We start from the raw sequence: 22,969 nt of genomic DNA, 5'->3' as shown, positions 1-22,969 counted from the left end.
TATCATCAGAAAATGCAGCCCCGAACCACCGCCGCCGTCGTGCGCGAGAAGGAAAGCCCGTGCGGCTCAAGCTGAGAACGAAGACGGCGCTGCTCATCACCTCGCTCTTGCTCGCGCTGGTGGGTGCAACGGGCTGGTGGCAGTACCGGAGCCTGTCGAGCGAGTACGTCGGCTTGATGCGCGAACAGCAGCAGGCGTTGACGGAGAGCGCCGCGGCGGACCTCGACTACAAGCTGGGCGTTCACATGGCTGCCCTGGCGCGCGCAGCCCGCGAACTCGGCGCGGGCGGCTTTGCAGATCCCGCGGCCCGGCAGCGGTTTCTGGCGGACAGGGACTTGCGCGCGATGTTCGACAACGCCGCGCTGGCAGCGCTGGACGGCGATATCGTTGCCATCCATCCGCCTGCGGCCCAGCCACCGAACGTGGCCGATCGCGACTATTTCAAGCGGGTGCGCGACCGGCGCGAGCCGGCTATCTCGGCGCCCCTGCTCACCAAAGGCCGCCTGGAGCCAGCCGTGGTCATGGCCGTGCCCGTCGAAGGACCGGATGGCGAGCTGGTTGGCGTGCTGGGTGCGGCGCTGAACTTGCAGCGCGCCAATGTGCTCGGCGATCTCAGCCGCGCCACGGTCGGCCGCGCGGGCTACTACGAGATCGTCACGCGCGGCGAGTCGCCGCGGGTCGTCATGCATCCCGATTCGGCGCTGCTGCTCAAGCCCGCCGCCGCAGCCGCCGTCGCCTTCGCCGGCGGCACCGAGAACGACCTGGCCACGCACGCCACCGTGAGTAGCGCCGACTGGGATCTGCGCCTGATCGTGCCGGCCCGTGCCGCCTATGCACCGCTGGAGCAGGCGAGGCGAAACCTCCTTCTGCAGTTGTTTTGGCTGGGCCTGGGCTGCGCGCTGCTGGTTTGGCTGGGCACGGCCTGGGTCATGCGTCCGCTGGAGGCGCTGAGCAATGCGATTCGCACCCTGCGCCGCTCGCCGGACAGCCAAGTCAGGCTCGATGTCATCGCCAACGACGAGCGCGGCGATCTGGCGCGCGAGTTCGACGAGTTGATGACCGAGCTGCGCGAGCAGCGGCTCGAGGTGGCGGCGGTCACCGACGCATCGCCGGTGGGCTTGTTCCGTTGCGACAGTGATGGTCGCATGACCTACGTGAACGACGAGTACCTGGCCATCCACGGACTCGAGCGTGAGGAAGCGCAAGAGGGCTGGCTCACGCTCGTGCGCGAGGAGATCCGCGAGAAAGTCCGCCAGGACTGGACTCAGGTCGCCAGCGCGGCCGAACCGCTGAACGCGATACGCCGGCTGCACCGCAAGGACGGCACCCGGGTGCTGGTGGCATTGCGAAGCCGGCCCGTGCTCGTCGGCGGCCGCGTCCTCGGCCACGTGGGAACGGTGACCGACATCACCGAGCGCACCCGCGCCGAGCGGGCCCTTCGCACGCTCACGGCCATCTTCGACCTGACGACCGACTACATCATCCAGAGCGATGCGAAGGGGCGGCTCATCTACATGAATCCGGCCGCGCGCCGTCGCACGGGTGTGGACCTCGACGCCCCGATAGAGACGCTGAGCGTGTCCGACTTCAATCCACCGCAAACGCTGAAGCGATTCAGCTCGGAGATGGTGCCGACCGCGGTCGCCACCGGTGTCTGGGTCGGCGAGTCGCTGGTGTGGGACAACCAGCGGCGCGAGTTTCCGGTCAGCCACATGGTGATCGCACACCGCGACAAGTACGGCAAGGTCGAGTACTTTTCGGGGCTGATGCGCGACATCTCTGCGGCCAAGGCCGCGGAGCAGGCACTGCGCGAGAGCGAGCATCGCCTGCGCATGGTGACGGACCACCTGCCGGCACTGATCTCCTACCTGGACCGCGACCTGCGCTTCCGGTTCGTCAACAAGGCCTATCAGGACTGGTTCGACGTCGAGCCCCAGCAGCTGTTGGGCCTGAGCGTGCGCGAGTTCTACGGCGACGAGGCGTGGGCACAGATGGAGCCGTACATTCGGGCCGCCCTGGCCGGGCGCCAGATGACCTACGAGCGCAGGGTGGCGGCGCCCGGTGGCCGTCGCGACATCCAGACCACGCTGGTTCCGGAGCGCAACGAACAGGGCGAGGTGATGGGCCTCTACACCCTGGACAGCGACATCACCGAGCATCACGAGGCCGAGGAAGCACTGCAGGAAAGCGAGGCCCGCCTGCGCACGGTGGCCGACGCGCTACCGATGCGCGTGGCCTACATCGATTCGGACGAACGCTATCGATTCAACAATCTGGCCTACGAGCGCGAATTCGGGCTCTCCCGGGATCAGATCCAGGGGCACACCGTCAAGGAGCTCCTGGGAGAGCCTGCGTACCAGTCCGTGGAACACCACATACGCGCGGCCTTGGCGGGCGATCCCGTCACCTTCCAGAGCGAGATCAGCCACAGCGACAGCTACAACTGCTACGAGGCTCAGTACATCCCCCAGACGGCGGCCAATACAGAAGCCGTCGTCGGCTTCCATGCCGTGATCACCGACATCACGCGACAAAAGCTCGAGGAGAAGCGCCTGCTCAACCTGGCGCAGATCGATCCGCTCACTGGCCTTGCCAACCGCGCGGGTTTCGACGTGCGGCTGAGCGAGGCCATGGACCGCAGCCGGAGCGCCGCCGCGCTGATGGCGCTGATGTATCTGGACATCGACGGTTTCAAGCAGATCAATGACCAGTTCGGGCACCAGACGGGCGACGAGTTGCTGAAGGCTTTCTCGAGCAGGTTGTCACACGGTTTGCGTTCGAGCGATATGCGTGCGCGCTTGGGCGGCGATGAGTTCACGGTCGTCATGGAAGGGCTGTCCAACCCCGACATCGCCGTCTCGGCCGCCGCCAAGCTCGTGATGGCCATGCAGACGCCGTTCGCCATCGAGCAGCGAACGATCAGGGTCACCGCGAGCATCGGTCTGGCGTTCTACCAGGGCGGCGCTGCGACGGCCGCCGCATTGGTGAAGCAGGCGGACGAGATGCTCTATCAGGCCAAGCGGGCGGGGCGCAACAACGTCCAGATGGCAGCGCTGCCGATCGAAGGCGATCCACCCTAGTCCTCGCAGTTTTCGACCGGCGGGGACTTCCGCATCATCGCGAGATGGTGCTAACGCATTCGAGCCCCCTTGCCGTCTCGAGGCTGAGGCTGAGGCTGAGGCTGCGTAACGGTGAAAGCCGCAGCGAACACCTCGAAGTCGGGACGGACATCTGCAGGGTAGAAGAGTTGAACGCTCTGAAAATGCGGGTGAGGTTTCGTCAAAACGAGATGCTTAAGCGGGAACCGAGCGACGTCGCCCCGTCTGTGCCAGATGTTCAACCAGCTTCTGCGCTGCAGGGGAAAGCGCCTTCTCGTCGCGCATGCACATCACGAAGCGGCGTTCCGCCCAGGGCTCGTCCAGCGGAACCATGCAGAGGCCGCGGCTCGCCGTCGAACGCGCGGCGACTTCCTTCGGGATGAGACCGATCGCCAGGTCGGCCGCGATGACGTGCAACGCCACCTCGAAATTGCTGACGACGATTCGGTGCACCAGTGTGCGACCCACGCGCGCTGCAGCGCGCTGGTACATGAGCTGGAGCGCACTGTTGATCGGCAGGCTCACATGCTCGTAGTCGAGCGTCTCGCCGAAACGCACGCTCCGGCGTCCGGTGAGTGGATGACTCTCGGGCACCACGACGCACAGGTGATCGCTGCAGTAGGGAAGCGATTGGAGCACCCCGAGGTCGACGGCATCCCAGCAGACGCCAATGGATGCCATGCCGTCGCGCACCCCCGCGACCACGTCCGGGCTCAGCCGTTCCTCGAGATCGACCTGGATCGTTCGGTGCGATGGCATCTTGAGAAAGGCCGCGACGTCGTTGGCCATGAATTCGGTCATGGTCGAGACGCTTGCGAAGACGCGCACCTGTCCATGGGCGCCCGCATTGTGGCTGGCCATGTCCCGCTCGATGCGGGCGGCACCATCGAGCATGGCCCGCGCGTGTTCCAGCACCGTCTGGCCGGCCACTGTCGGCACGACCCCGTGGCGTTTGCGGATCAGCAGCGGTGTGCCCAGCTGGTTTTCGAGCTGTGCGAGCCGCTTGCTGATGGCCGAGCCGACGATATTGGCCTGCTCGCCCGCCCGCGCCATGTTGCCGGTCTCGCAAACGGCGACGAAGAGTCGAAGCGTGGTGAGGTCAAGGTCGCGCAAGATGTTCCTAACGGGAACGCTGAGCTTCTGAAATTGCGCAGCGCGATGTGTTCGGAAATTCTAGACTTTGGGCATGACGATCGAACACAGAGACAACCCCCTACGGCCCCGGCACGTCGTGATCCGCGAAATGGGCCTGCGCGACGGCTTGCAGAGCATCGCGCAGGTGGTGCCCACCGCCGCCAAGCTGCAGTGGATTCAGGCCGCCTACGACGCGGGCCAGCGCGAGATCGAAGTCGGCTCCTTCGTGCCGGCGCGCCTGCTGCCGCAACTGGCCGATACGGCCGAGGTGCTGGCCTTCGCGCAGACACTCCCGGGTCTGTGTGCGTCCGTGCTGGTGCCCAACCTCAAGGGGGCGGAGCGCGCGATGGACTGCCATGCCGAGTCGATGATGCTGCCGCTGTCCGCGAGCCATGCCCACAGCCTGGCCAACCTGAGAAAGACGCCGGACGAGGTGGTGCAGGACATCGCCCGCATCCGCGATGCACGCGACGCGCGCGGCGCCCGCACGCGCATCGAGGTCGGCATCAGCACCGCGTTCGGCTGCACGATCCAGGGCCGCGTCGAACCCGAGGAAGTCGTTCGGCTGGTCGAAACCGTGGTCGCCGAAGGCGTGGACGCGGTCAGCCTTGCCGACACGGTCGGCTATGCCGATCCGGCGATGGTGCAGGCGCTCTTCGCGCAGGTGCTGCCCGTGGCGCGCGGCAAGCTGGACTGCGGGCACTTCCACGACACGCGCGGCCTGGCGCTTGCGAACGTGTTCGCGGCCCTTGAACTGGGCATCACGCGTTTCGACGCCTGCATCGGCGGCATCGGTGGCTGCCCCCATGCGCCGGGCGCCAGCGGCAATGCCGCGACCGAGGACCTGGCCTACATGCTGGCGAGCATGGGCATCGAATCCGGACAGGACATCGAAGCGCTGCTCGCATTGCGCAAGCGGGTCGAGGAATGGCTGCCTGGCGAAACCTTGCACGGCACCCTCTGGCGTGCTGGCCTGCCGAAGACGATGGAGCCGGCATGAGCGGGCAGGCTGCACAGCCCCTGCAGGGCCTGCGGGTGGTCGAGTTCACCCACATGGTGATGGGGCCGACCTGCGGCATGGTGCTGGCGGACCTGGGCGCCGAGGTGATCAAGATCGAACCTGTGGCGGGTGAACACAGCCGCCGCCTCATGGGCGCCGGCGCGGGTTTCTTCCCGATGTTCAACCGCAACAAGAAGAGCATTGGCATCGACCTTCACACCGAGGACGGCGCCGAGACCGCGCGCCAGCTGACGGCGACGGCCGATGTCGTGGCGGAGAACTTCAAGCCGGGCACCATGGCGAAGTACGGCCTCGACTACGCAGCGTTGTCGCAGGTCAACCCGCGGCTTATCTACGCGAGCCACAAGGGATTCCTGCCCGGTCCCTACGACCATCGGACCGCGCTCGACGAAGTCGTGCAGATGATGGGCGGTCTGGCCTACATGACCGGACGTCCCGGCGATCCGCTTCGCGCGGGCACGAGCGTCAACGACATCATGGGCGGGCTCTTCGGTGCCATCGCCGTTCTCGGCGCGCTGATCCAGCGCGGCATCACCGGCCGGGGCATGGAGATCCAGTCGGCACTGTATGAGAACAACGTCTTCCTGATGGGCCAGCACATGCTGCAGTACGCGGTGACGGGCAAGCATCCCGCGCCGATGCCTGCGCGCGACAACCCGTGGGCGGTGTATGACGTGTTCACCGTCAAGGACGGCGAGCAGATCTTTCTGGCGGCGGTGAGCGACGCGCAGTGGCGCGTGTTCTGCGACGCGCTGGGTCTGGACGCATTGAAGGCCGAACCCGCGCTTGCCACCAACAACCAGCGCATTGCGCACCGGCCGCGCCTGCTTCGTTCGATCGGCGAGCACATCGGCGAGCGCAGTGCGGCCGAACTGGCCGCGATCATGGAGAAGGCCGGCCTGCCGTTCGCACCCATCCGCAAGCCCGAGGATCTCTACGATGACGAGCACCTGCTGGCGACCGGCGGTCTGGCGGACCTGCGCCTGTCCGACGGGCCGCAGGCCGGCAAGACGGTGAAGACCACGCTGTTTCCTTTCACGATGGAAGGCCGACGTCTCGGCGTGCGGCTCGATCCACCGCGCATCGGCGAACACACGGACGAATTGCTCCAAAGCCTGGGCTTCACCACCGACGCCATCACCGACCTCCGCGCGCGAAGCATCGTGGCCTAGACCGCGTGCGCCCCGGGCCACCATGGCCTCTTAGAACGATGGAGACAAACCACATGATCGAATCGCTACGCCCATCCCGTCGTGCGCTGCTGGCAGCGGCCGCTGCCACCACGCTCACGCTCGACCCCTTGGGTCTCTTCCGACAGCGGGCCCAGGCGCAGCACGGCACGGTTCGCCTCGTCCTGCCGAACGCCGCCGGCTCCGGCGTCGACGCCATCGCTCGTGCCGCGCAACCGGGGCTTTCCAAGGCGCTCAACACGGCCGTCGTGATCGACAACCAGCCCGGTGCCGGCGGTGTGGTCGGCCTGCAGGTGCTGGCGCGCTCGGTACCGGACGGCAACACGCTCTCGATGGTGTCGAACAATGTCGTGATCTTCCCGAGCGTGATCAAGTCACTGTCCTTCGACATGCCCGGAGACTTCACGCCGATCGCGATCGTCGGGTCGACGCCGATGGTGCTGGTGGTGAACCCGAGCAAGGTCGCGGCCATCAATTCCAAGGAGTTCGTCGCGCTGCTCCGGAGCAAGCCGGGCATGCTCAACTTCGCCTCGGGCGGGACCGGCACCATCCTGCACCTGGCCACGCAACTCTTTCTCGAGGAAGCCGGCGTGTCGGCCAGGCACATCCCTTACAAAGGGGTCGGACCGATGGTCAGCGATCTGATCGGCGGGCAGGTCGATTTCGGCACGGCTGGCCTTCCGAGCGTGCAGGCGCACCTCAAGAGCGGTGCCCTGCGTGCGATCGGCATGCTCGGCGCCCAGCGCTCGCCCGCCGCGCCTGAAATCCCGACCTTCGTCGAGCAGGGCCTGCCGAACCTGATTGTCGATGCATGGTTTGCGGTGATCGGTCCAAAGAACATGAGCACCGCAACGGTCAAGAAGACGCACGATGCGCTTGTCGTCGCGTTCGATGATCCGGCCGTCAAGGAAGCGATGGCCAAACAGGGCAACATCATCGCCATCACATCGCCGGAGCAGGCCAAGGCCGAGTTCCGCAGCGAACTGGCGAAGTACGCGAGCCTGGTGAAAAAGGCCGGCATCGAACCGCAGTGATATGCGGGCGCGCCGGACCGTCACGTCTATCCCTGGTGCGGAGAATCGGCCGTCAATGAAGGCGGCTGATCAGCGACGGGGGCCCCGCGTCGGGTTCGCTCAGACCAGTGCACTCAATGCTGCGGCGTCAAAGCCCTTCAGGTTGGTGTAATCACCCGATTGAATCTTGGAGATCCAGTCCGGATCGCCGAGCAATGCACGGCCGACGGCAATCAGGTCGAACTCGTTGCGTTCCATGCGTTCGACCAGTCGCTGCACGCTCGCCGCCTTCGATCCCTTGCCGGCAAAGGCGTTCAGGACGTCGCCATCCAGGCCCACGGAGCCCACGCTGATCGTGGTGGCACCGGTCAGCTTCTTGGCCCAGCCCGCGCAGTTCAGGCCGTTCACGCCGTCGAGTTCCGGAAATTCCGGCTCCCAGAAACGCCGCTGCGAACAATGCAACACATCCACGCCAGCCTCCACGAGGGGCAGCAGCCAATCCGTCATGTCCTGGGGGGGGGCGAGACGTACGGTCAGGTCCTGCTGCTTCCATTGGCTCACGCGCATGATGATCGGAAAGTCGGGACCGACCGCCTTGCGGGTGGCGGCCACGATCTCGCGGGCGAACCGCGAGCGCTCCCCTTGGCATCTGCCGCGGCTGCCGCGAACGCCGCCACGGTGTCCGCAATCGCTTCCTCGGTCATGGCTTCACCGCGCGGCTGGTCCGGTGCGTCCAGGCCCGACGGGCTTTCCACCGGCGAATCGGGTTCCACCGATCATGGTCGGTTTCCGCTTCAATGCTTTGCCGCCGATTGCCCCAGCCGTGCCTTGCTCGATCAGATTGCGGACAAGTGGTCGATATGGTGCTGCACGTGTTCGCAGACGGCCCGCTGCGCTTCAACGTGATCAAGCGGCAGCTCGAAGGCATCACGCAGAAAGCGCTCACCCAGTGCCTGCGGCGGCTCGAACGCAACGGGCTCATCTCGCGCCGCGTGATACCGGTGTCACCCGTCGCCGTGGAGTACGCAGTCACGCCGCTCGGCCGCACGCTGGAGCAGCCGTTCAAGGCGCTGCATGGCTGGACGCTGTCCAATATCACGGAGGTCGAGAAGGCACGGAAAGCCTTTGATCTTCGGCTGGAGGAGTGAGACGTCGAAAGTGACCCCGGCACTTTGCGCTTCGCAAAGCAGCACGCAGCAGCCCGTGAAATGCATGCCAAGGGGAGGCCGCCTGACGCTCTAGAGGAAGCCACACTTGCGACGTCTGAGTAATTTTCGGCCTGAATTTGAGCGTGGATACGCCCACGCCTAGCACGGGCTGCGTCGCAGGCCGGCATCCGGAGCGAGTATCCGGACTGCAACCGACGGGGAGGAGAGGGCGGGGAGCCGGCTAGATTTCGCCGCGCCGCCGGCGCGCGACCTTCACCGCGTCGACCCAGAAGTCGACGTTGAAGCGCTGCCCGGTATCGGCGATGCGCGCCGCCTTGATGGCGTGGAGCGGCACGACGTGCTGTTCGCCGGGCAGATCGCCGTAGCCGGCGAGGTAGCGCTTGCGCAGGTCGATCTTCTCGACCTTCATCGTGCATTCGGCCTTGCGGCCTTTCGGGTCGCGGTAGCGCAGGTGGATGCGCGGGTGCTCGTCGACCACCGCATGCTCGCCTTTGCCCTGAATGAACCACCCGGGCAGGGTGTCGGGCTCGCCGTCGTCGCCGATCGTTCCCAGGCCGCCGCGCACGGTCGGAATCTCGAGCGGGACGTGGCCGGAGCGCACGCGCGCGGCTTCGATGCGCCGACGGGCTTCGCGCCAGGCCGCGATGCGGCGCCATGCCATCCAGCAGACAGCGATCAGCAGCAGCAGACCCACGGTCCATGCCGCCGCCATCCCCTGGATTACGTCGAGACTGAAACCCATGCCATCTCCTGGTGCGCATGGACGCCGAACGGCGCCGCTCGATGTCGCCCGTCGATGCTAGGCCTTGGGTACCCAGGGGGCCATTACCAGAACGGCGTATGCCATGGCGCCGATCGTGCGCCGGTTCAGCGCGGCAGCGACAGCGCGAACGGCAGGCTGAGCACCCCCAGGATGGTCGAGAGCGTGACCAGCCCCGCCACGTACGGCCCGTTGTAGCCCATGCGCGCCGCCAGCACGTAGGCGCTCGATGCGGTGGGCACCGCCGCGAAGGCCATCAGCACGGCCGATTGCGCCGGGTCGAGGTGCAGCGCGCGCGCCAGGCCCCAGCCGATCAGCGGCAGGATCAGGTGCCGGATGGACAGCAGCGACACCGCCAGCACCTTGCTCTGCGCCAAAGTCGCGAACTGCATGCCCGCGCCTGCGGCCATCAGCCCCAGTGCCAACGACGCCGCGCCGATGCGGGTGAGCGAGGGCTCCATCCAGCCCGGCACCGTGATGCCGAGCAGGTTGACCACCAGGCCGGAGGCGGTCGCGATGATCAGCGGGTTGCGCAGCAGCTGCCGCACGAAGCCGGTCTGCGCATGCCGCGCCATGGGCCACACGGCGGCCACGTTCATCAGCGGCACGCACACCCCGATGAGCACCGCGATCAGCAGCAGGCCCTGCGCCCCGGCCAGCCGATCGGCCATGGCCAGGCAGATGAAGGAGTTGAAGCGGAAGGCAATCTGCGCGCCGCCCGCGTGCTCGCGCCGGTCGATGTGCCGGCCGAGCCACGGCAGGTGGGGCAGGGCGTACGACAGCACGACGCCGATCACGCTGACCCCCAGGCCCGCCGCCAGCAGGTTCGACGTGGCGCCGAAGTCGATCGGGCTGCGCACGATCGAATGGAACAGCAGCACGGGAAAGAGAAAGTAGTAGACCAGCGACTCGACCTGGTCCCACACGCGGCGGTCGAGGGCGGTGTAACGGCAGAGCAGCCAGCCGCAGGCGATGAGGGAAAAGTCGGGGAAGAGGAGTTGCGCGTAGTTCACCGCGTCGAGGATAAACCGGCGGTTCCGTGGGTAATCCTGGGAACGGCCGATGGGATGGACCCGCTAGCATCAGGGTTTCGTGTTTTTCGACTTACCAGGAGTTTGCAGATGCAACGTCGTCAATGGAATGCCCTCGCGGGTGCCGCTGCGCTGGTCGCTGTCGCCGGCCCGGCGCTGGCGCAGGGCTATCCGAACAAGCCGATCGAACTGAGCGTGCCTTTCGCACCCGGCGGCACCACCGACATCGTGGCGCGCGTCGTGGCCGATCCGCTGGGCAAGGTGCTGGGCCAGCCCGTGATCGTGGTGAACCGCGCCGGCGGCGGCGGCATCGTGGGGGCGGCCGAAACCGCGCGTGCCCCGGCCGACGGCTACAAGCTGGGCATCGCCACCGTGTCGAGCACGGCGGCCAACCCGGCCATCAACCCCAAGACGCCGTACGACCCGATCAACGACTTCACGCCGATCATCAACATCGCCGCGACGCCGAACATCATCGCGGTCAACCCAAACTTCCCGGCCAAGAACTACGCCGAGTTCGTGGCCGAGCTGAAGAAGAACCCCGGCAAGTACTCGTACTCGTCGTCGGGCACCGGTGGCATCGGCCACCTGCTGATGGAGCTGTACAAGAGCCTGACGAACACCTTCGTCACGCACATCCCGTACCGCGGTGCCGGCCCGGCACTCAACGACACGGTGGCCGGCCAGGTGCCGATCATCTTCGACAACCTGCCGTCGGCGCTGCCCTTCATCAAGGCCGGCCGCCTCATCCCGATCGTGGTGAGCGCGCCCAACCGCGTGGCCGCGTTGCCGAACGTGCCGACCTTCAAGGAAGTCGGCCTGGAGCCGGTGAACCGCATGGCCTACTACGGCATCCTGGGCCCCAAGGGCCTGCCGAAGGACGTTGTCGACAAGGTCAACGAAGGTGTGAAGAAGGCGCTGGCCGACCCGGCCGTGAAGAAGCGCATCGAGGACACCGACTCGATCGTCGTGGCCAACACGCCCGAGCAGTTCGCCGCGCAGATCAAGGCCGAGTACGAGATCTACAAGCAGGTCGTGGCCAAGCAGAAGCTCACGCTCGAGTAAGCGGCGCTGCCGTCTCGACAACGAGCCGCCTCCGGGCGGCTTTTTGTTTGTTATCTTGTGCGCGATGTCCGAGCCTGTTTCATCTGCCGCGCCTGCCACCCCCGAGATCGATGATTTCGTCGATGCGCTGTGGCTGGAGGACGGGCTGTCGAAGAACACGCTGGCCGCCTACCGGCGCGATCTGGCGCTGTTCGCGCAATGGCTGCAGGCCGAGCGCCATACCGGGCTCGACCGCGCCGCCGAGCATGACGTGCAGGCCTACATGGGCGCGCGGTTGGCGCGCGGCGGGCGCGAAGGCAAGACCGGCAAGGCCACGTCCGCCAACCGTCGGCTCACCGTCTTCAAGCGCTACTACCGATGGGCCTTGCGCGAGAACCGCATCACGGCCGACCCGACGCTGCGGCTGGCCCCGGCGCGGCAGGCGCCCCGCGCCATCAAGCTGCTGTCTGAGAAGCAGGTTGACGATCTGCTGAACGCACCCGACGTCAACACGCCGCTCGGCCTGCGCGACCGCGCGATGCTCGAGCTGATGTACGCGAGCGGCCTGCGCGTGAGCGAACTGGTGACGCTCAAGGTCTTCGAGCTGAGTCTGAACGACGGCGTGCTGCGCGTGACGGGCAAGGGCAGCAAGGAACGGCTGGTGCCCTTCGGCGGCGAGGCGCGCCGCTGGATCGAGCGCTACATGGACGAAGCCCGTCCCGAGATCCTCGGTGGACAGCAGACGCCCGACCTGTTCGTGACCGCGCGCGGCGCCGGCATGACGCGCGTGATGTTCTGGATCATCGTGAAGAAGCAGGCCGAGGCCGCGGGCATCCGCGTGCCGCTGTCGCCGCACACGCTGCGCCACGCCTTCGCGACGCATCTGCTCAACCACGGCGCGGACCTGCGCGCGGTGCAGCTGCTGCTGGGCCACGCCGACATTTCCACCACGACGATCTACACCCACGTGGCGCGCGAGCGGCTCAAGCAGCTGCACGCGCAGCACCACCCGCGCGGATGACGCTGCACCCCGGCCCACCCTCGTTGCGCATCGGCTGCGCCGGTTGGAGCCTGCCGCGCGACCAGTGGCCGCACTTTCCGGCCGAGGGTTCGCACCTCGAGCGCTACGCGACACGCTTCGATGCGGTGGAGATCGACACCTCGTTCTACCGACCCCACCGGCTCGAGACCTACGCGCGCTGGGCGGCCAGCACGCCGGCGCATTTCCGCTTCGCGGTCAAGCTGCCCAAGACCATCACGCACGAGCGGCAACTGGTCGATGCGATGCCACCGTTCGACGACTTCCTCGCGCAGATTGCCGGCCTCGGCGACAAGCTGGGCTGCCTGCTGGTCCAGCTCGCGCCCCGCTTGGGCTTCGATGCGGCCGTCGCGCGGCGCTTCTTCGACGGCGTGCGCCAGCGTTATCCCGGCCACGTGGCGCTGGAGCCGCGCCATGCCAGCTGGTTCACGGCCGACGCCGATGCGCTGCTCGCCGGCTATCGGGTTGGCCGCGTGCTGGCCGACCCGGTCTTGCACGACGGCGCAGCCGCACCCGGCGGCTGGCCCGGGCTGGTCTACGTGCGCATGCACGGCACGCCGCGCGTCTACTGGTCGGCTTACGACGATGCGCTGCTAGAGCGCGTCGCGCAGCGTCTGCGGCAGGCGCGTGACGCGGGGGCCGAATGCTGGTGCGTGCTCGACAACACGGCAGGTGGCGCGGCGGTGGGGAACGCGCTCACGCTGCAGCGGCTGGCGGCAGAATAAGTGCCACACAAGAACCATCGGAGACCGATCACCATGAGTTTCAAGCGCATCCCGGCCTTGCTGGCCTTCACGGCATTGACGGCCGCCGGACTTGCGTCCGCGCAGGGCTATCCCTCGACCAAGCCCATCCGCCTGATCGTCGGCTATCCACCTGGCGGCGGCATCGACTTCGCGGCGCGCACGGTGCAGGTGCCGTTGCAGGAGGCCCTCAAGCAGCAGATGGTGGTCGACTACAAGCCCGGTGCCAGCGGCATGATCGCCGCCACCGAGCTCACCCGGCAGGCGCCCGACGGCTACACGCTGCTGCTGGCCAACACCGGCCCCTTCGCCATCGCGCCGTACCTGCAGTCGAAGCCGCCCTACGACCCGGTCAAGCAGTTCACGTACATCGGGCAGATCAGCCAGGGCAGCTACATCGCGGTGACGCGGCCCGACCATCCGGCCAAGGACCTGAAGGCCTTCGTCGCCTGGGCCAAGGGCCAGCCGGGCAAGGTGAACTTCGCCTCGGGCGGCGCGGGCACCTCGACCCACCTCAACGGCGAATTGATGAACCAGGTGACGGGCCTCGACATGACGCACGTGCCCTACAAGGGCAGCGCGCCGGCCGTGCAGGACCTGATCGGTGGGCAGACGCAGATCCTCATCGACGCGGGCAGCGTGCTGCTGCCGCAGGTCAAGGGCGGCAAGCTGAAGGCGCTGGCCGTGACCGGCCCGAGGCGCGACCCGCAACTGCCCGACGTGCCGACCGTGAAGGAATTGGGCCTGGGCGGCATGGAATCGGTCGGCTTCCAGGGACTGGTCGGCCCGGCCGGGATGCCGAAGGACGTGGTCGACCGGCTGTCGACGGAGCTGGCCAAGGTGTTGGCGCAACCCGACATCCAGGCCAAGTTCGCCACGGCCGGTGCCGAGGTGCATTCGCTCGGCCCCACCGAGTTTTCTGCGTTCGTGAAGGCGGACAACGAGAAGTGGGCGAAGCTGATCCGGGAACGCAAGCTGCAACTGGACTGACCGCACACGACCCCCAACCCTGACTGAGAAAGATCGAATGGACTCCCGAATTTCGCGGCGCGCCGCGCTGGCCTGGTCCGCCGTGGCGCTCGCCGCTGTCGGCACGCTGTGCGGCACAACGGCGGTGGCGCAGACCCTTCCCAAAACCCTGCGCATCATCGTGGCCTACCCCGCCGGCGGCGTGAGCGACGCGGTGGCGCGTGCCCTGGCCGACAAGCTGGCGGCGCAGATGAACATCGCGGTCGTGATCGAGAACAAGGCCGGCGCGAGCGGCAGCATCGGCATGGACGCGGTCGCCAAGGCCGCGCCCGACGGCGCCACGCTGGGCTTCTCGGCGATCAGCCCGCTGGTGCTGAACCCGCACCTGGGCCGCTCGCCCTTCGATCCGCTCAAGGACATCCTGCCCATCGCCAGCGTCATGTATTCGCCCGTGCTGCTGATGGCGACTTCGGCCAGCACGAGCAAGGACTTCGCCGGCCTACTGGCCGACGCCAGGGCCAAGCCCGGCGCGATCCGCTGGGCCACCTCGGGCCAAGCCTCGCTCGGCCACATCATGCTGGAGCAGCTGCGTGCCGCCGCGCGCATCGAGGTGACGCACGTGCCGTACAAGGGCGGCGGCCAGCAGATGAACGACGCGCTGGGCGGTCAGTTCGAGGTGCTGTCGACCAATGCCGGTGCCACGCTGTCGCAGCACATCCAGGCCGGCAAGCTGCGGCCGCTGGCCGTCGGCGCACCGGCGCGGCTCGACAGCCTGCCCAACGTGCCCACGCTGGCCGAACTGGGTTACCCGGCCGCCAACCTGTCGTCGCTGTTCGGCGTGTTCGCGCCGGCCGGCTTGCCGCAGCCGCTGGCCGCGCGCTACAACGCCGAGATCAACAAGGCGCTCGCCACCCCCGACCTGCGCGCCAAGCTGACCGCCACCGACAACGTGCCGACCGGCGGTGCTGCGGCGGATTTCGCCAAGGCGATCGCCGCCGAGTACGAGGCCGACGGCCGGGTCATCAAGGCGGCCGGCATCAAGGCCGACTGAGGCGCAGGGGCATCGGCCGGCGACCGCTGGCGATCGACATCAGCCTACCTTATAGTAGGCTGATGTCCAGCGCCTCCCTGGCCGTTCCGGCCGAATCCACCCGCGCGCAGATCCTGCGCGTCGCGCGCCAGCTGATCCAGACGCGCTCGTACCTAGGCTTCAGCTTCCAGGACCTGGCCGACCAGATCGGCATCCGCAAGGCGAGCCTGTACCACCACTTCCCGACCAAGGAAGCGCTCGGCGTCGAGGTGCTGCGCGAGGCCGGCCAGGGCTTTCGCGACTGGGCCGCCAAGCCGCGTGCCGCCGAGGTCGCGCTCGAGGCTTACTTCCGCATGTATCGCCAGGCGATGAAGGCCGGAGCGGCTGTGTGCCCCGCGGGTGCCCTGGCGCCGGGCTGGGACTGCATCAACGAAGAGCTGCGCCAGACCGTGCGCGAACTGCGCAGCACGCAGGTGATGTGGCTCACCGGCGTGCTCGGTGCACTGGTGCACGACGCGAAGCCGCCGGTGTCGGCCGGTGCGCTGGCCGCATATGTGTTCGCAGCCTGTCAGGGGGCGCTGCTGTCGGCGCGGATGACCGGCCGTGTCGAGGATTTCGACGAGGCCATCGCGCAACTCAGGCAATCGATCCCGCGCTGATGTCGTCATTCCCGGCACGCTTCGGCGTGCTTTTGTTTGTCCCGTAAAACTACCGATGGGTCGGTAGGCTAGACCAAGGAGCGAATTCATGAAAGCCGTCATCGCCGCCTACGCGCGCACTCCCTTTCACTTTGCCCGCAAGGGCGCGCTCGCCGAGGTGCGGCCCGACACGCTCGCCGCGCAGGCAGTGAGTGGCCTGCTCAAGCGCACCGACCTCGACCCGGCGCTGATCGAGGACGTGATCCTCGGCTGTGCCTACCCCGAAGCCTCGCAGGGCAACAACCTAGCGCGCATCGTCGGGCTGCTCGCCGGCCTGCCGCAGGAGGTCGGCGGCATGACGGTCAACCGCTTCTGCGGCTCGTCGATGCAGGCGGTGCACATCGCCGCCGCGCAGATCGAGGCGGGCATGGGCGAGGCCTTCCTGTGCGTGGGCGTGGAGTCCATGACGATGGTGCCGCAGGGCGGTTTCAACTTCTCGCCCAACCCCGAGTTGCTGGCGAACACGCAGGCCTACATCTCGATGGGCGAGACCGCCGAGAACGTGGCCGCGCGATGGCACGTGAGCCGTGCCGATCAGGAGGCGCTGGCCGTCGAGTCGCACCGCAAGGCGACCGCGGCGCGCACCGAAGGTCGCCTGGCCGCAGAGATCATTCCGGTGCAGCTGGCCAACGGCGACGTGATCGACGCCGACGGCTGCATCCGGCCGGCCACCTCGCTCGAAGCGCTGGCGGGCCTGAAGCCGGCCTTCCGGCCCGACGGCTCGGTGACGGCCGGCACGTCGTCGCCATTGACCGACGGCGCGGCCGTGGTGCTGGTCACCAGCGACGCCTTCGCCGAGAAGCATGGGCTCGCGCCGATGGCGCGCGTCCGGTCCTTCGCGTCGGTCGGCGTCGATCCGGCCATCATGGGCATCGGCCCGATCCCCGCCACGCGCAAGGCGCTGGCACGCGCCGGGCTCACCGTCGCCGACCTCGACGTGATCGAGATCAACGAGGCCTTCTCGTCGCAGGCGCTGGCCTGCATCCGCGACCTCGGGCTGGACCCGGCCACCGTCAACCTCGATGGGGGCGGCCTCGCCATCGGCCACCCGCTGGGCGCGACCGGCGCGCGCATCACCGGCAAGGCGGCGTCGCTGCTGGTGCGCGAGAACGGGCGCTATGCCCTGTCGACCCAGTGCATCGGCGGCGGGCAGGGCATCGCGACGGTGCTCGAGCGCGTCTGATGCCAAGATAGGCGCAACTTCCAAACAAAAAGGAGACCTCCATGGCCGAGACGCATTCGCCCGCAGCGCCCCGCCGCAGCCTCTACCTCGACGACCTGTCGGTCGGCGACCGCTTCATCAGTGGCGAGCACGCGCTCGATGCGGCGCAGATCGTTGCCTTCGCGGCGCAGTTCGATCCGCAGCCCTTCCATACCGACCCCGACGCCGCCGAAGCCACCTTCTTCCGTGGCCTGGCCGCGAGCGGCTGGCACACGGCGGCGCTCACGATGAAGCTGCTGGTCGAGAGCGGCCTGCCGCTGGCCGACGGTGTGATCGGTTCCGGCGGCGAGTTGCAATGGCCGCAACCGACGCGACCGGACGACGTGCTGCACGTCGAAGCCGAGATTCTGGAGATCGTGCCGTCGCGTTCCAAGCCGGGGCGCGCCATGGTGCAGGCGCGCTGCGAGACGAAGAACCAGCGCGGCGAGGTGCTGCAGCGCTTCACGCCCAAGCTGGTGGTGGTCGGGCAGTCCGTTTAGCGGTTTCCTGGAACGAGAATTTCGCACGGTGCGTGAGTGCAGAAGCGCCACGTGACTTCAGTTTCCCTGAGGCGGTGCCGATAGCCATATGGGCCCCGGGCGCAGTGGATCTGCGTGCATGCCGGGCCCATCGCCGTCGCGGCAGCGCGCAAACCCTCAAAGGAAACGAATGTTCAAGAATCTGAAAGTGGCGACCCGGCTCACGCTGGGATTTGGTGCGGCAGTGGCGCTGGGGGTCTGCATCGCGGTCATCGCAGCGGTCCAGATGAGCAGTCTGAACAGCCAAATCGAGAAGATCGCCAACGACCGGATGGTCAAGGTCCAGAAGTTCACCGCGGTCAGGGACAACCTCAATGGCATCGCGCTCGCCATTCGAAACATGCTCCTGTCGGACGACCCGGTCTTCGAAGCGGCGGAGAAAAAGAAGATCGATGCGCTCGCGGCCCAGACCACCGAGATGCTGGTGTCTCTCGACAAGACGATGGCCGCGCCGAAACCGCGCGAGCTTCTCAAGATCATCCAGGACAACCGTCCCCGCTACAACGCGCAGATGAGCGAGATTGCGGCGCTTGACGCCAAGGGGGATCGCGAGGGCGCCGCGAAACTGCTCAACGAGACGCGCGCGCTGCAGGACACGATCTTCCGAGCCGTCGACGATTCGACCGAAATTCAGCAGCAGATCGCAAGCGCGGGGGCTGCGGACGCCAGGAGCGACGCAAAGCGAGCCATGCTGATGATGATCGCCTTGGCGGTGGCCCTGGCTGGCGTCGGCCTCGTCGTCACCTGGCTGCTGGTGCGCAGCCTGTCGCGCGCGCTCGGCGCAGAACCTGGAGAACTGGGCACGGCGGCACAGCGCGTGGCGAGCGGTGACCTGAGCCCGGTCCTGGGGGCCGACCGTGCACGTGAAGGCAGTGTCCTGCTGTCCCTGGGCGAGATGCAAACCAGCCTGGCCCGCATCGTCGGGCAGGTTCGCGCCAGCAGCGACAACATCGCCACCGGCTCAGCGCAGATCGCCAGCGGCAACCAGGACCTGAGCCAGCGCACGGAAGAGCAGGCCAGCAACCTCGAGCAGACAGCCGCCTCGATGGAAGAGCTGGCCAGCACCGTCAAGAACAGCACGGAAACCGCAGCACAAGCCAAGCAACTGGCCGCCCATGCATCGGCAGCGGCGGTGAGCGGCGGCGAGGTCGTGGGATCGGTGGTGAGCACGATGCAGGAGATCGCGGCCTCGTCGAAAAAGATCGCCGACATCATCGGTGTGATCGACAGCATCGCGTTTCAGACCAACATCCTGGCCTTGAACGCAGCGGTGGAGGCCGCGCGTGCGGGCGAGCAGGGTCGCGGTTTCGCGGTGGTAGCCAGCGAGGTGCGCAGTCTGGCCAGCCGCTCGGCCGATGCGGCCAAGGAAATCAAGCAACTGATCGGTGCCAGTGTCGAGAAGGTCGAGACCGGCTCGCGACAGGTCGATGCGGCCGGCATGTCGATGAGTGAGATCGTCTCGCAGGTTCAACGCGTGAGCGACCTCATCGGCGAGATCTCCACCGCCAGCGCTGAGCAGTCCACCGGGCATCAGCCAGATCGGCGACGCGGTGAACCAACTGGACCAGGTCACGCAGCAGAACGCGGCGCTGGTCGAGGAGAGTGCCGCTGCCGCCGAAAGCCTCAAGCAGCAGGCGGCCACACTGGTCGAGGTTGTCAGCATCTTCAAGGGCGTCGGCCAGCAGGACCGCCTCGACGCTCCAGCCATCGCGGCCGTCCCGGCCATCCCGGTTCGCGCGCGGGCCGTCGCGGCGGCGCCACGCACCGCGCGCCGGGCCTCGGGTGTGGTGCGCACGCCCGCCAAAGTCAAGGCCGCTCCTGGACGCGCGTTGGCGACGGCGGGCAGCGACGACTGGGAAAGCTTCTGAGAGACGACGGCCCCGGGGTGCGGGCCAAGGCGCCGCTGACCGTGTCGTCGCTGCGCGTCAGCCGGCGGTGAGGTCGGCCAGTTCTTGTTCGGTGAATCCGGCGCGGGCCCGCGCCTCGAGGTTGAACGGCGCTTTCAGCCGCGGCGCCTCGTGCCGGCGGTACAGCACGCGGTAGCGCGCGATCGGGTCGACGCCGTCGCGCGCGCACAGCCAGCGGTACCAGTGGTTGCCGATGGCCACGTGGCCCACCTCGTCGCGCAGGATGAGGTCGAGGATCGCGATGGCCGCGTGAGCATCGGGTGTGTTCACGCGCCGCAGCTTGGCCTGGATCAGCGGCGTGGCGTCGAGCCCGCGCGCCTCCAGCGTGCGCGGCACCAGCGCCATGCGGGCCAGCACGTCGTGCTTCGTCTTCTCGCACATCGACCACAGGCCGTCGTGGCCGGTGAAGTCGCCGTAGCGGAAGCCCAGCGTCTGCAGGTGCGCGTGCAGCAGCGTGAAGTGCTGCGCCTCCTCGTCGGCCACGCGTAGCCAGTCGCGGTAGTAGGCCTCGGGCATGCCGTCGAAGCGCCACACCGCGTCGAGCGCCAGGTTGATCGCGTTGAACTCGATGTGGCAGATGGAATGGACCAGCGCCGCGCGACCGTCGGGCGTGAAAGGCGAGCGCTTGCCCACGTCCATGGCCGACACCGTCAGCGGACGCTCGGGCCGGCCAGGCACGCCGTCGTCGTCACCGGGTTGCCGCACCGCGATGTCCGATATCGGCGCCGCCAAGCTGGCCGCGGCAAGCGCGCGCGTCGCCGCCACCTTGGCATCGGGGTCGGTGAGGCGAAGCGCGGCGAGGGCGCCGAGACGGGGGTGCATCCCTACAATTCTAGTTTTCGACCCACGGAGACACACGATGGCCTTGTACGAACTCGACGGCGTGGCGCCGCAACTGGCAGACGGCACCTGGGTGGCGGACAGCGCGCAGGTGATGGGGGCGGTCGTGCTCGGCGAGAACGTCAGCGTCTGGTTCGGCGCCGTGCTGCGCGGCGACACCGAGCCGCTCACCATCGGCCGCAACAGCAATGTGCAGGATCTGTCGGTGCTGCATGCCGACGTGGGCTGCCCGCTGACCATCGGCGAGAACGTGACGATCGGGCACCAGGTCATGCTGCATGGCTGCACGGTGGGCGACAACTCGCTCATCGGCATCCAGGCGGTGGTCTTGAATAACGCCAGGATCGGCCGCAACTCGATCGTTGGCGCCGGCAGCGTGGTGACCGAAGGCAAGGAGTTTCCGGACAACTCCCTCATCATCGGTGCGCCGGCCAAGGTGGTGCGCACGCTGGACGACGCCGCGGTCGCCAAGCTGCGCGCCAGCGCGGAACACTATGTGGACAACGGCCGTCGCTTCGCGAAGGGCCTCAAGAAAATCTCCTGAGGGAGCGAAGGACTGTTTTGAGCGAGCTGCACAAATTCCTGTTCGACGGCATGCCGGTGCGCGGCATGATCGTGCGTTTGACCGATGCCTGGCAGGAAATCCTGGCACGGCGCGCGGCGAACACGACGACCGGCGCCTACCCACCGCCGGTGGCCGAGCTGCTCGGCGAAATGACCGCCGCCGCCACGCTGATGCAGTCGAACATCAAGTTCAACGGCTCGCTCATCCTGCAGATCTTCGGCGACGGCCCGGTCAAGGTGGCGGTGGCCGAGGTCAGGCCCGACCTGAGCCTGCGCGCCACGGCCAACGTGGTGGGCGAGCTGCCCGCCGATGCGCGTCTGCCCGACATGGTCAACGTCAACAACAAGGGCCGCTGCGCGATCACGCTCGAGCCCAAGGGCCGCGTGCCAGGCCAGCAGCCCTACCAGGGTGTGGTGCCGCTGTTCGGTGACGACGGCGAGAAGCTGGGCAAGCTGAGCGACGTGCTGCAGCACTACATGCTGCAGAGTGAGCAGCTCGACACCACGCTGGTGCTGGCGGCCGACGACAAGGTGGCGGCGGGCCTCCTGATCCAGCGTCTGCCGGTCAAGGGCGAAGGCAACCTCGAAGGCACCTCGGGCGGCGACAGCAATCCGGCTAACGAAGACGAGATCGGCCTGAACGAGGACTACAACCGCATCTCGATCCTGGCCTCGACGCTCACGCGCGACGAGCTGCTGACGCTCGACGTCGAGACCATCCTGCGCCGCCTGTTCTGGGAAGAGAAGCTGCTGCGCTTCGAGCCGCAGAAAGGCCTCTTGGGCCCGCACTTCGCCTGCACCTGCGGGCGCGAGCGCGTGGCCCAGATGATCCGCGGCCTGGGCGTGGAGGAGGCCGAGGGCATCCTTGCGGAGCGGGGCGACATCGAGGTCGGCTGCGACTTCTGCGGCAAGCAGTACCGCTTCGACGCGATCGACGCTGCGCAGATCTTCCGTCCGCCGGGCGACCAGCTGCCGGGGACGCCGACCGTCCAATAGCTTTTGCCGCTCAGCGTCCGGCCGCTTCGAAGTCGTGGAAGCGAAGGTCGGGCGCGCTGGTGTTGTGGCGCGACGGGATGCTGCGGCCGAAGCGCACGTCGGTCGCCTCGATGCGCTGCACGGTTTCCAGCGGCTGGACTTGCAGCGCTGCATTTGCATCCTGTCGCCAGCGGATCTCGCTCACATCGGCGTTGTCCGGTGCGACATGCATCGAGCGCAGGGTGGCGAACGGCGTCGCGCGATGCCATGGAGGCGCAAACGACACGTCCAGCGCCGTGCGCTCCCGACTGGCTTCCGCCACCGCGACGCGCGCTTGTCCGCCATCGGCGAAGCGCAGACGAAGAACTAGCGGCCGTGTCTCGATTCGGATCGATGCGATGTTCACCACCGGTCGGCCGTCGTCCACCACCGGCCCGAGCAGGAACGACGAGCCGTAGACCCCGTCGCCGAAGCGCGGCGCGGGCACCGGCTTGATGCGCCAGTAGCCATCGGCCGGGTAGAGCACCAGCACCTCGCGCGGCGACGACGCGTCGCCGGTCTTCGCGAACACCTGCAGCAGATGGATGCCGCGCACCGTGCGCTGGCCGAGGCGCACCGGCACCCGCTGCGGGCGCCAGAAGGTCGGCAGCGTGAGCCCGACGATGCGCCATCGCGGGCCGTCGTGCAGCACGACTCTGCCCTCGCGAAAGCGGTAGGCCGGGTCGGTCGGATGCGCGCTGCCGTCGAAGGTGCAGCCCGAGAAGTCGGGGGTGGTGATGTCGCGATCGACCCGGTCGAGGTAGGGGGGTGGCAGCGCCTCGACGCGCAAGCGCGTGATGCCTGGCGCCCACAGGTGCAGCGAGACGTTGTCTTCCTCGGCGCAGGCCGTGGCGCGGCTGTGGTTGCTGACCGTGACCGATGCCGGCGCCGCGATGCCCTGGGACATGACGACGGCCAAGGACAGCAGGAAGAGGGTGCGACCGCAGACCATGGCGGCGGCGCCC

The 22,969-nt window shown here is 67.6% G+C and carries 22 protein-coding genes; 16 read left to right on the top strand and 6 right to left on the bottom strand.

Annotation, left to right across the window (positions count from 1 at the left end; genetic code table 11):
- The first annotated feature begins 59 nt into the window (after positions 1-59).
- Positions 60-3,080 (top strand): PAS domain-containing protein, encoded by a 3,021-nt coding sequence (locus QTH86_RS09340; protein WP_286644951.1) that lies wholly within the window; start codon positions 60-62, stop codon positions 3,078-3,080.
- A gap of 213 nt (positions 3,081-3,293) precedes the next feature.
- Here QTH86_RS09340 and QTH86_RS09335 read toward each other — a convergent pair whose 3' ends face one another.
- A complete protein-coding gene (locus QTH86_RS09335; protein ID WP_286644952.1) occupies positions 3,294-4,211 on the bottom strand; it encodes a LysR family transcriptional regulator in 918 nt (305 codons plus the stop codon).
- 73 nt (positions 4,212-4,284) lie between these two features.
- Between QTH86_RS09335 and QTH86_RS09330 the strand changes: the two genes are divergently transcribed.
- From QTH86_RS09330 to QTH86_RS09320, 3 genes are read left to right on the top strand one after another with little or no spacing between them, the layout of a single operon-like run.
- Complete coding sequence (locus QTH86_RS09330; RefSeq protein WP_286644953.1) at positions 4,285-5,232, top strand: hydroxymethylglutaryl-CoA lyase; 948 nt, start codon at positions 4,285-4,287, stop codon at positions 5,230-5,232.
- Positions 5,229-6,425, top strand: coding sequence for a CaiB/BaiF CoA transferase family protein (locus QTH86_RS09325; protein WP_286644954.1), 1,197 nt, complete (start codon positions 5,229-5,231; stop codon positions 6,423-6,425). Before QTH86_RS09330 ends, QTH86_RS09325 begins: the two co-directional genes overlap by 4 nt.
- Before the next feature lie 53 nt (positions 6,426-6,478).
- Positions 6,479-7,477 (top strand): Bug family tripartite tricarboxylate transporter substrate binding protein, encoded by a 999-nt coding sequence (locus QTH86_RS09320; RefSeq protein WP_286644955.1) that lies wholly within the window; start codon positions 6,479-6,481, stop codon positions 7,475-7,477.
- 99 nt (positions 7,478-7,576) lie between these two features.
- On the opposite strand, the gene QTH86_RS09315 is transcribed toward QTH86_RS09320, so the two are convergent.
- Complete coding sequence (locus tag QTH86_RS09315) at positions 7,577-8,068, bottom strand: beta/alpha barrel domain-containing protein (RefSeq protein WP_286644956.1); 492 nt, start codon at positions 8,066-8,068, stop codon at positions 7,577-7,579.
- A gap of 248 nt (positions 8,069-8,316) precedes the next feature.
- On the opposite strand from QTH86_RS09315, the gene QTH86_RS09310 reads away from it, so the two are divergent.
- Positions 8,317-8,604, top strand: coding sequence for a winged helix-turn-helix transcriptional regulator (locus QTH86_RS09310; RefSeq protein WP_286644957.1), 288 nt, complete (start codon positions 8,317-8,319; stop codon positions 8,602-8,604).
- A gap of 241 nt (positions 8,605-8,845) precedes the next feature.
- On the opposite strand, the gene QTH86_RS09305 is transcribed toward QTH86_RS09310, so the two are convergent.
- Together QTH86_RS09305 and QTH86_RS09300 are read right to left on the bottom strand one after the other, a co-directional pair.
- On the bottom strand, positions 8,846-9,367 hold the full coding sequence (locus QTH86_RS09305; RefSeq protein ID WP_286644958.1) for a hypothetical protein: 522 nt from the start codon (positions 9,365-9,367) through the stop codon (positions 8,846-8,848).
- A gap of 125 nt (positions 9,368-9,492) precedes the next feature.
- Positions 9,493-10,410: an AEC family transporter gene (locus QTH86_RS09300; protein WP_286646731.1), complete on the bottom strand. Its 918-nt coding sequence runs from the start codon at positions 10,408-10,410 to the stop codon at positions 9,493-9,495.
- A 96-nt stretch (positions 10,411-10,506) separates the two neighbouring features.
- On the opposite strand from QTH86_RS09300, the gene QTH86_RS09295 reads away from it, so the two are divergent.
- The 9 genes from QTH86_RS09295 to QTH86_RS09255 all read left to right on the top strand — a co-directional run bounded on the left by QTH86_RS09295 (position 10,507) and on the right by QTH86_RS09255 (position 19,618).
- A complete protein-coding gene (locus QTH86_RS09295) occupies positions 10,507-11,481 on the top strand; it encodes a tripartite tricarboxylate transporter substrate binding protein BugE (RefSeq protein WP_286644959.1) in 975 nt (324 codons plus the stop codon).
- A 64-nt stretch (positions 11,482-11,545) separates the two neighbouring features.
- Positions 11,546-12,481 (top strand): site-specific tyrosine recombinase XerD, encoded by a 936-nt coding sequence (gene xerD, locus QTH86_RS09290; protein ID WP_286644960.1) that lies wholly within the window; start codon positions 11,546-11,548, stop codon positions 12,479-12,481.
- Positions 12,478-13,224 carry a DUF72 domain-containing protein gene (locus tag QTH86_RS09285; RefSeq protein WP_286644961.1) on the top strand — a complete coding sequence of 249 codons (747 nt, stop codon included), beginning with the start codon at positions 12,478-12,480 and terminating at the stop codon, positions 13,222-13,224. The genes xerD and QTH86_RS09285 overlap by 4 nt, the downstream gene beginning before the upstream one ends.
- Before the next feature lie 33 nt (positions 13,225-13,257).
- Positions 13,258-14,232: a Bug family tripartite tricarboxylate transporter substrate binding protein gene (locus QTH86_RS09280; protein ID WP_286644962.1), complete on the top strand. Its 975-nt coding sequence runs from the start codon at positions 13,258-13,260 to the stop codon at positions 14,230-14,232.
- A 37-nt stretch (positions 14,233-14,269) separates the two neighbouring features.
- The gene (locus tag QTH86_RS09275) at positions 14,270-15,262 is read left to right on the top strand and encodes a Bug family tripartite tricarboxylate transporter substrate binding protein (protein ID WP_286644963.1); all 993 of its coding nucleotides are present in this window, start codon (positions 14,270-14,272) and stop codon (positions 15,260-15,262) included.
- 62 nt (positions 15,263-15,324) lie between these two features.
- On the top strand, positions 15,325-15,900 hold the full coding sequence (locus tag QTH86_RS09270) for a TetR/AcrR family transcriptional regulator (protein ID WP_286644964.1): 576 nt from the start codon (positions 15,325-15,327) through the stop codon (positions 15,898-15,900).
- 88 nt (positions 15,901-15,988) lie between these two features.
- The gene (locus QTH86_RS09265; protein ID WP_286644965.1) at positions 15,989-17,122 is read left to right on the top strand and encodes a thiolase family protein; all 1,134 of its coding nucleotides are present in this window, start codon (positions 15,989-15,991) and stop codon (positions 17,120-17,122) included.
- Between the two features lie 41 nt (positions 17,123-17,163).
- Positions 17,164-17,640, top strand: coding sequence for a MaoC family dehydratase (locus QTH86_RS09260; RefSeq protein ID WP_286644966.1), 477 nt, complete (start codon positions 17,164-17,166; stop codon positions 17,638-17,640).
- Between the two features lie 169 nt (positions 17,641-17,809).
- On the top strand, positions 17,810-19,618 hold the full coding sequence (locus tag QTH86_RS09255; protein WP_353505983.1) for a methyl-accepting chemotaxis protein: 1,809 nt from the start codon (positions 17,810-17,812) through the stop codon (positions 19,616-19,618).
- On the opposite strand, the gene QTH86_RS09250 is transcribed toward QTH86_RS09255, so the two are convergent.
- On the bottom strand, positions 19,605-20,408 hold the full coding sequence (locus QTH86_RS09250; RefSeq protein ID WP_286644967.1) for a ferritin-like domain-containing protein: 804 nt from the start codon (positions 20,406-20,408) through the stop codon (positions 19,605-19,607). The two genes, QTH86_RS09255 and QTH86_RS09250, sit on opposite strands and share 14 nt — an antisense overlap.
- A 37-nt stretch (positions 20,409-20,445) precedes the next feature.
- Here QTH86_RS09250 and QTH86_RS09245 point away from each other — a divergent pair, with 37 nt between their 5' ends.
- Entirely contained in the window at positions 20,446-20,970 is a 525-nt protein-coding gene (locus QTH86_RS09245; RefSeq protein ID WP_286644968.1) for a gamma carbonic anhydrase family protein, read from the top strand.
- 17 nt (positions 20,971-20,987) lie between these two features.
- A complete protein-coding gene (gene hslO, locus QTH86_RS09240; protein WP_286644969.1) occupies positions 20,988-21,986 on the top strand; it encodes an Hsp33 family molecular chaperone HslO in 999 nt (332 codons plus the stop codon).
- A 10-nt stretch (positions 21,987-21,996) separates the two neighbouring features.
- On the opposite strand, the gene QTH86_RS09235 is transcribed toward hslO, so the two are convergent.
- Positions 21,997-22,956, bottom strand: coding sequence for a hypothetical protein (locus QTH86_RS09235; RefSeq protein ID WP_286644970.1), 960 nt, complete (start codon positions 22,954-22,956; stop codon positions 21,997-21,999).
- Between the last annotated feature and the right edge of the window lie 13 nt (positions 22,957-22,969).

The sequence above is a fragment of the Variovorax sp. J2L1-78 genome (assembly GCF_030317205.1).
Classification (GTDB): Bacteria; Pseudomonadota; Gammaproteobacteria; order Burkholderiales; family Burkholderiaceae_C; genus Variovorax; species Variovorax arabinosiphilus.
This window is presented reverse-complemented; position numbering and strand designations above follow the sequence as displayed.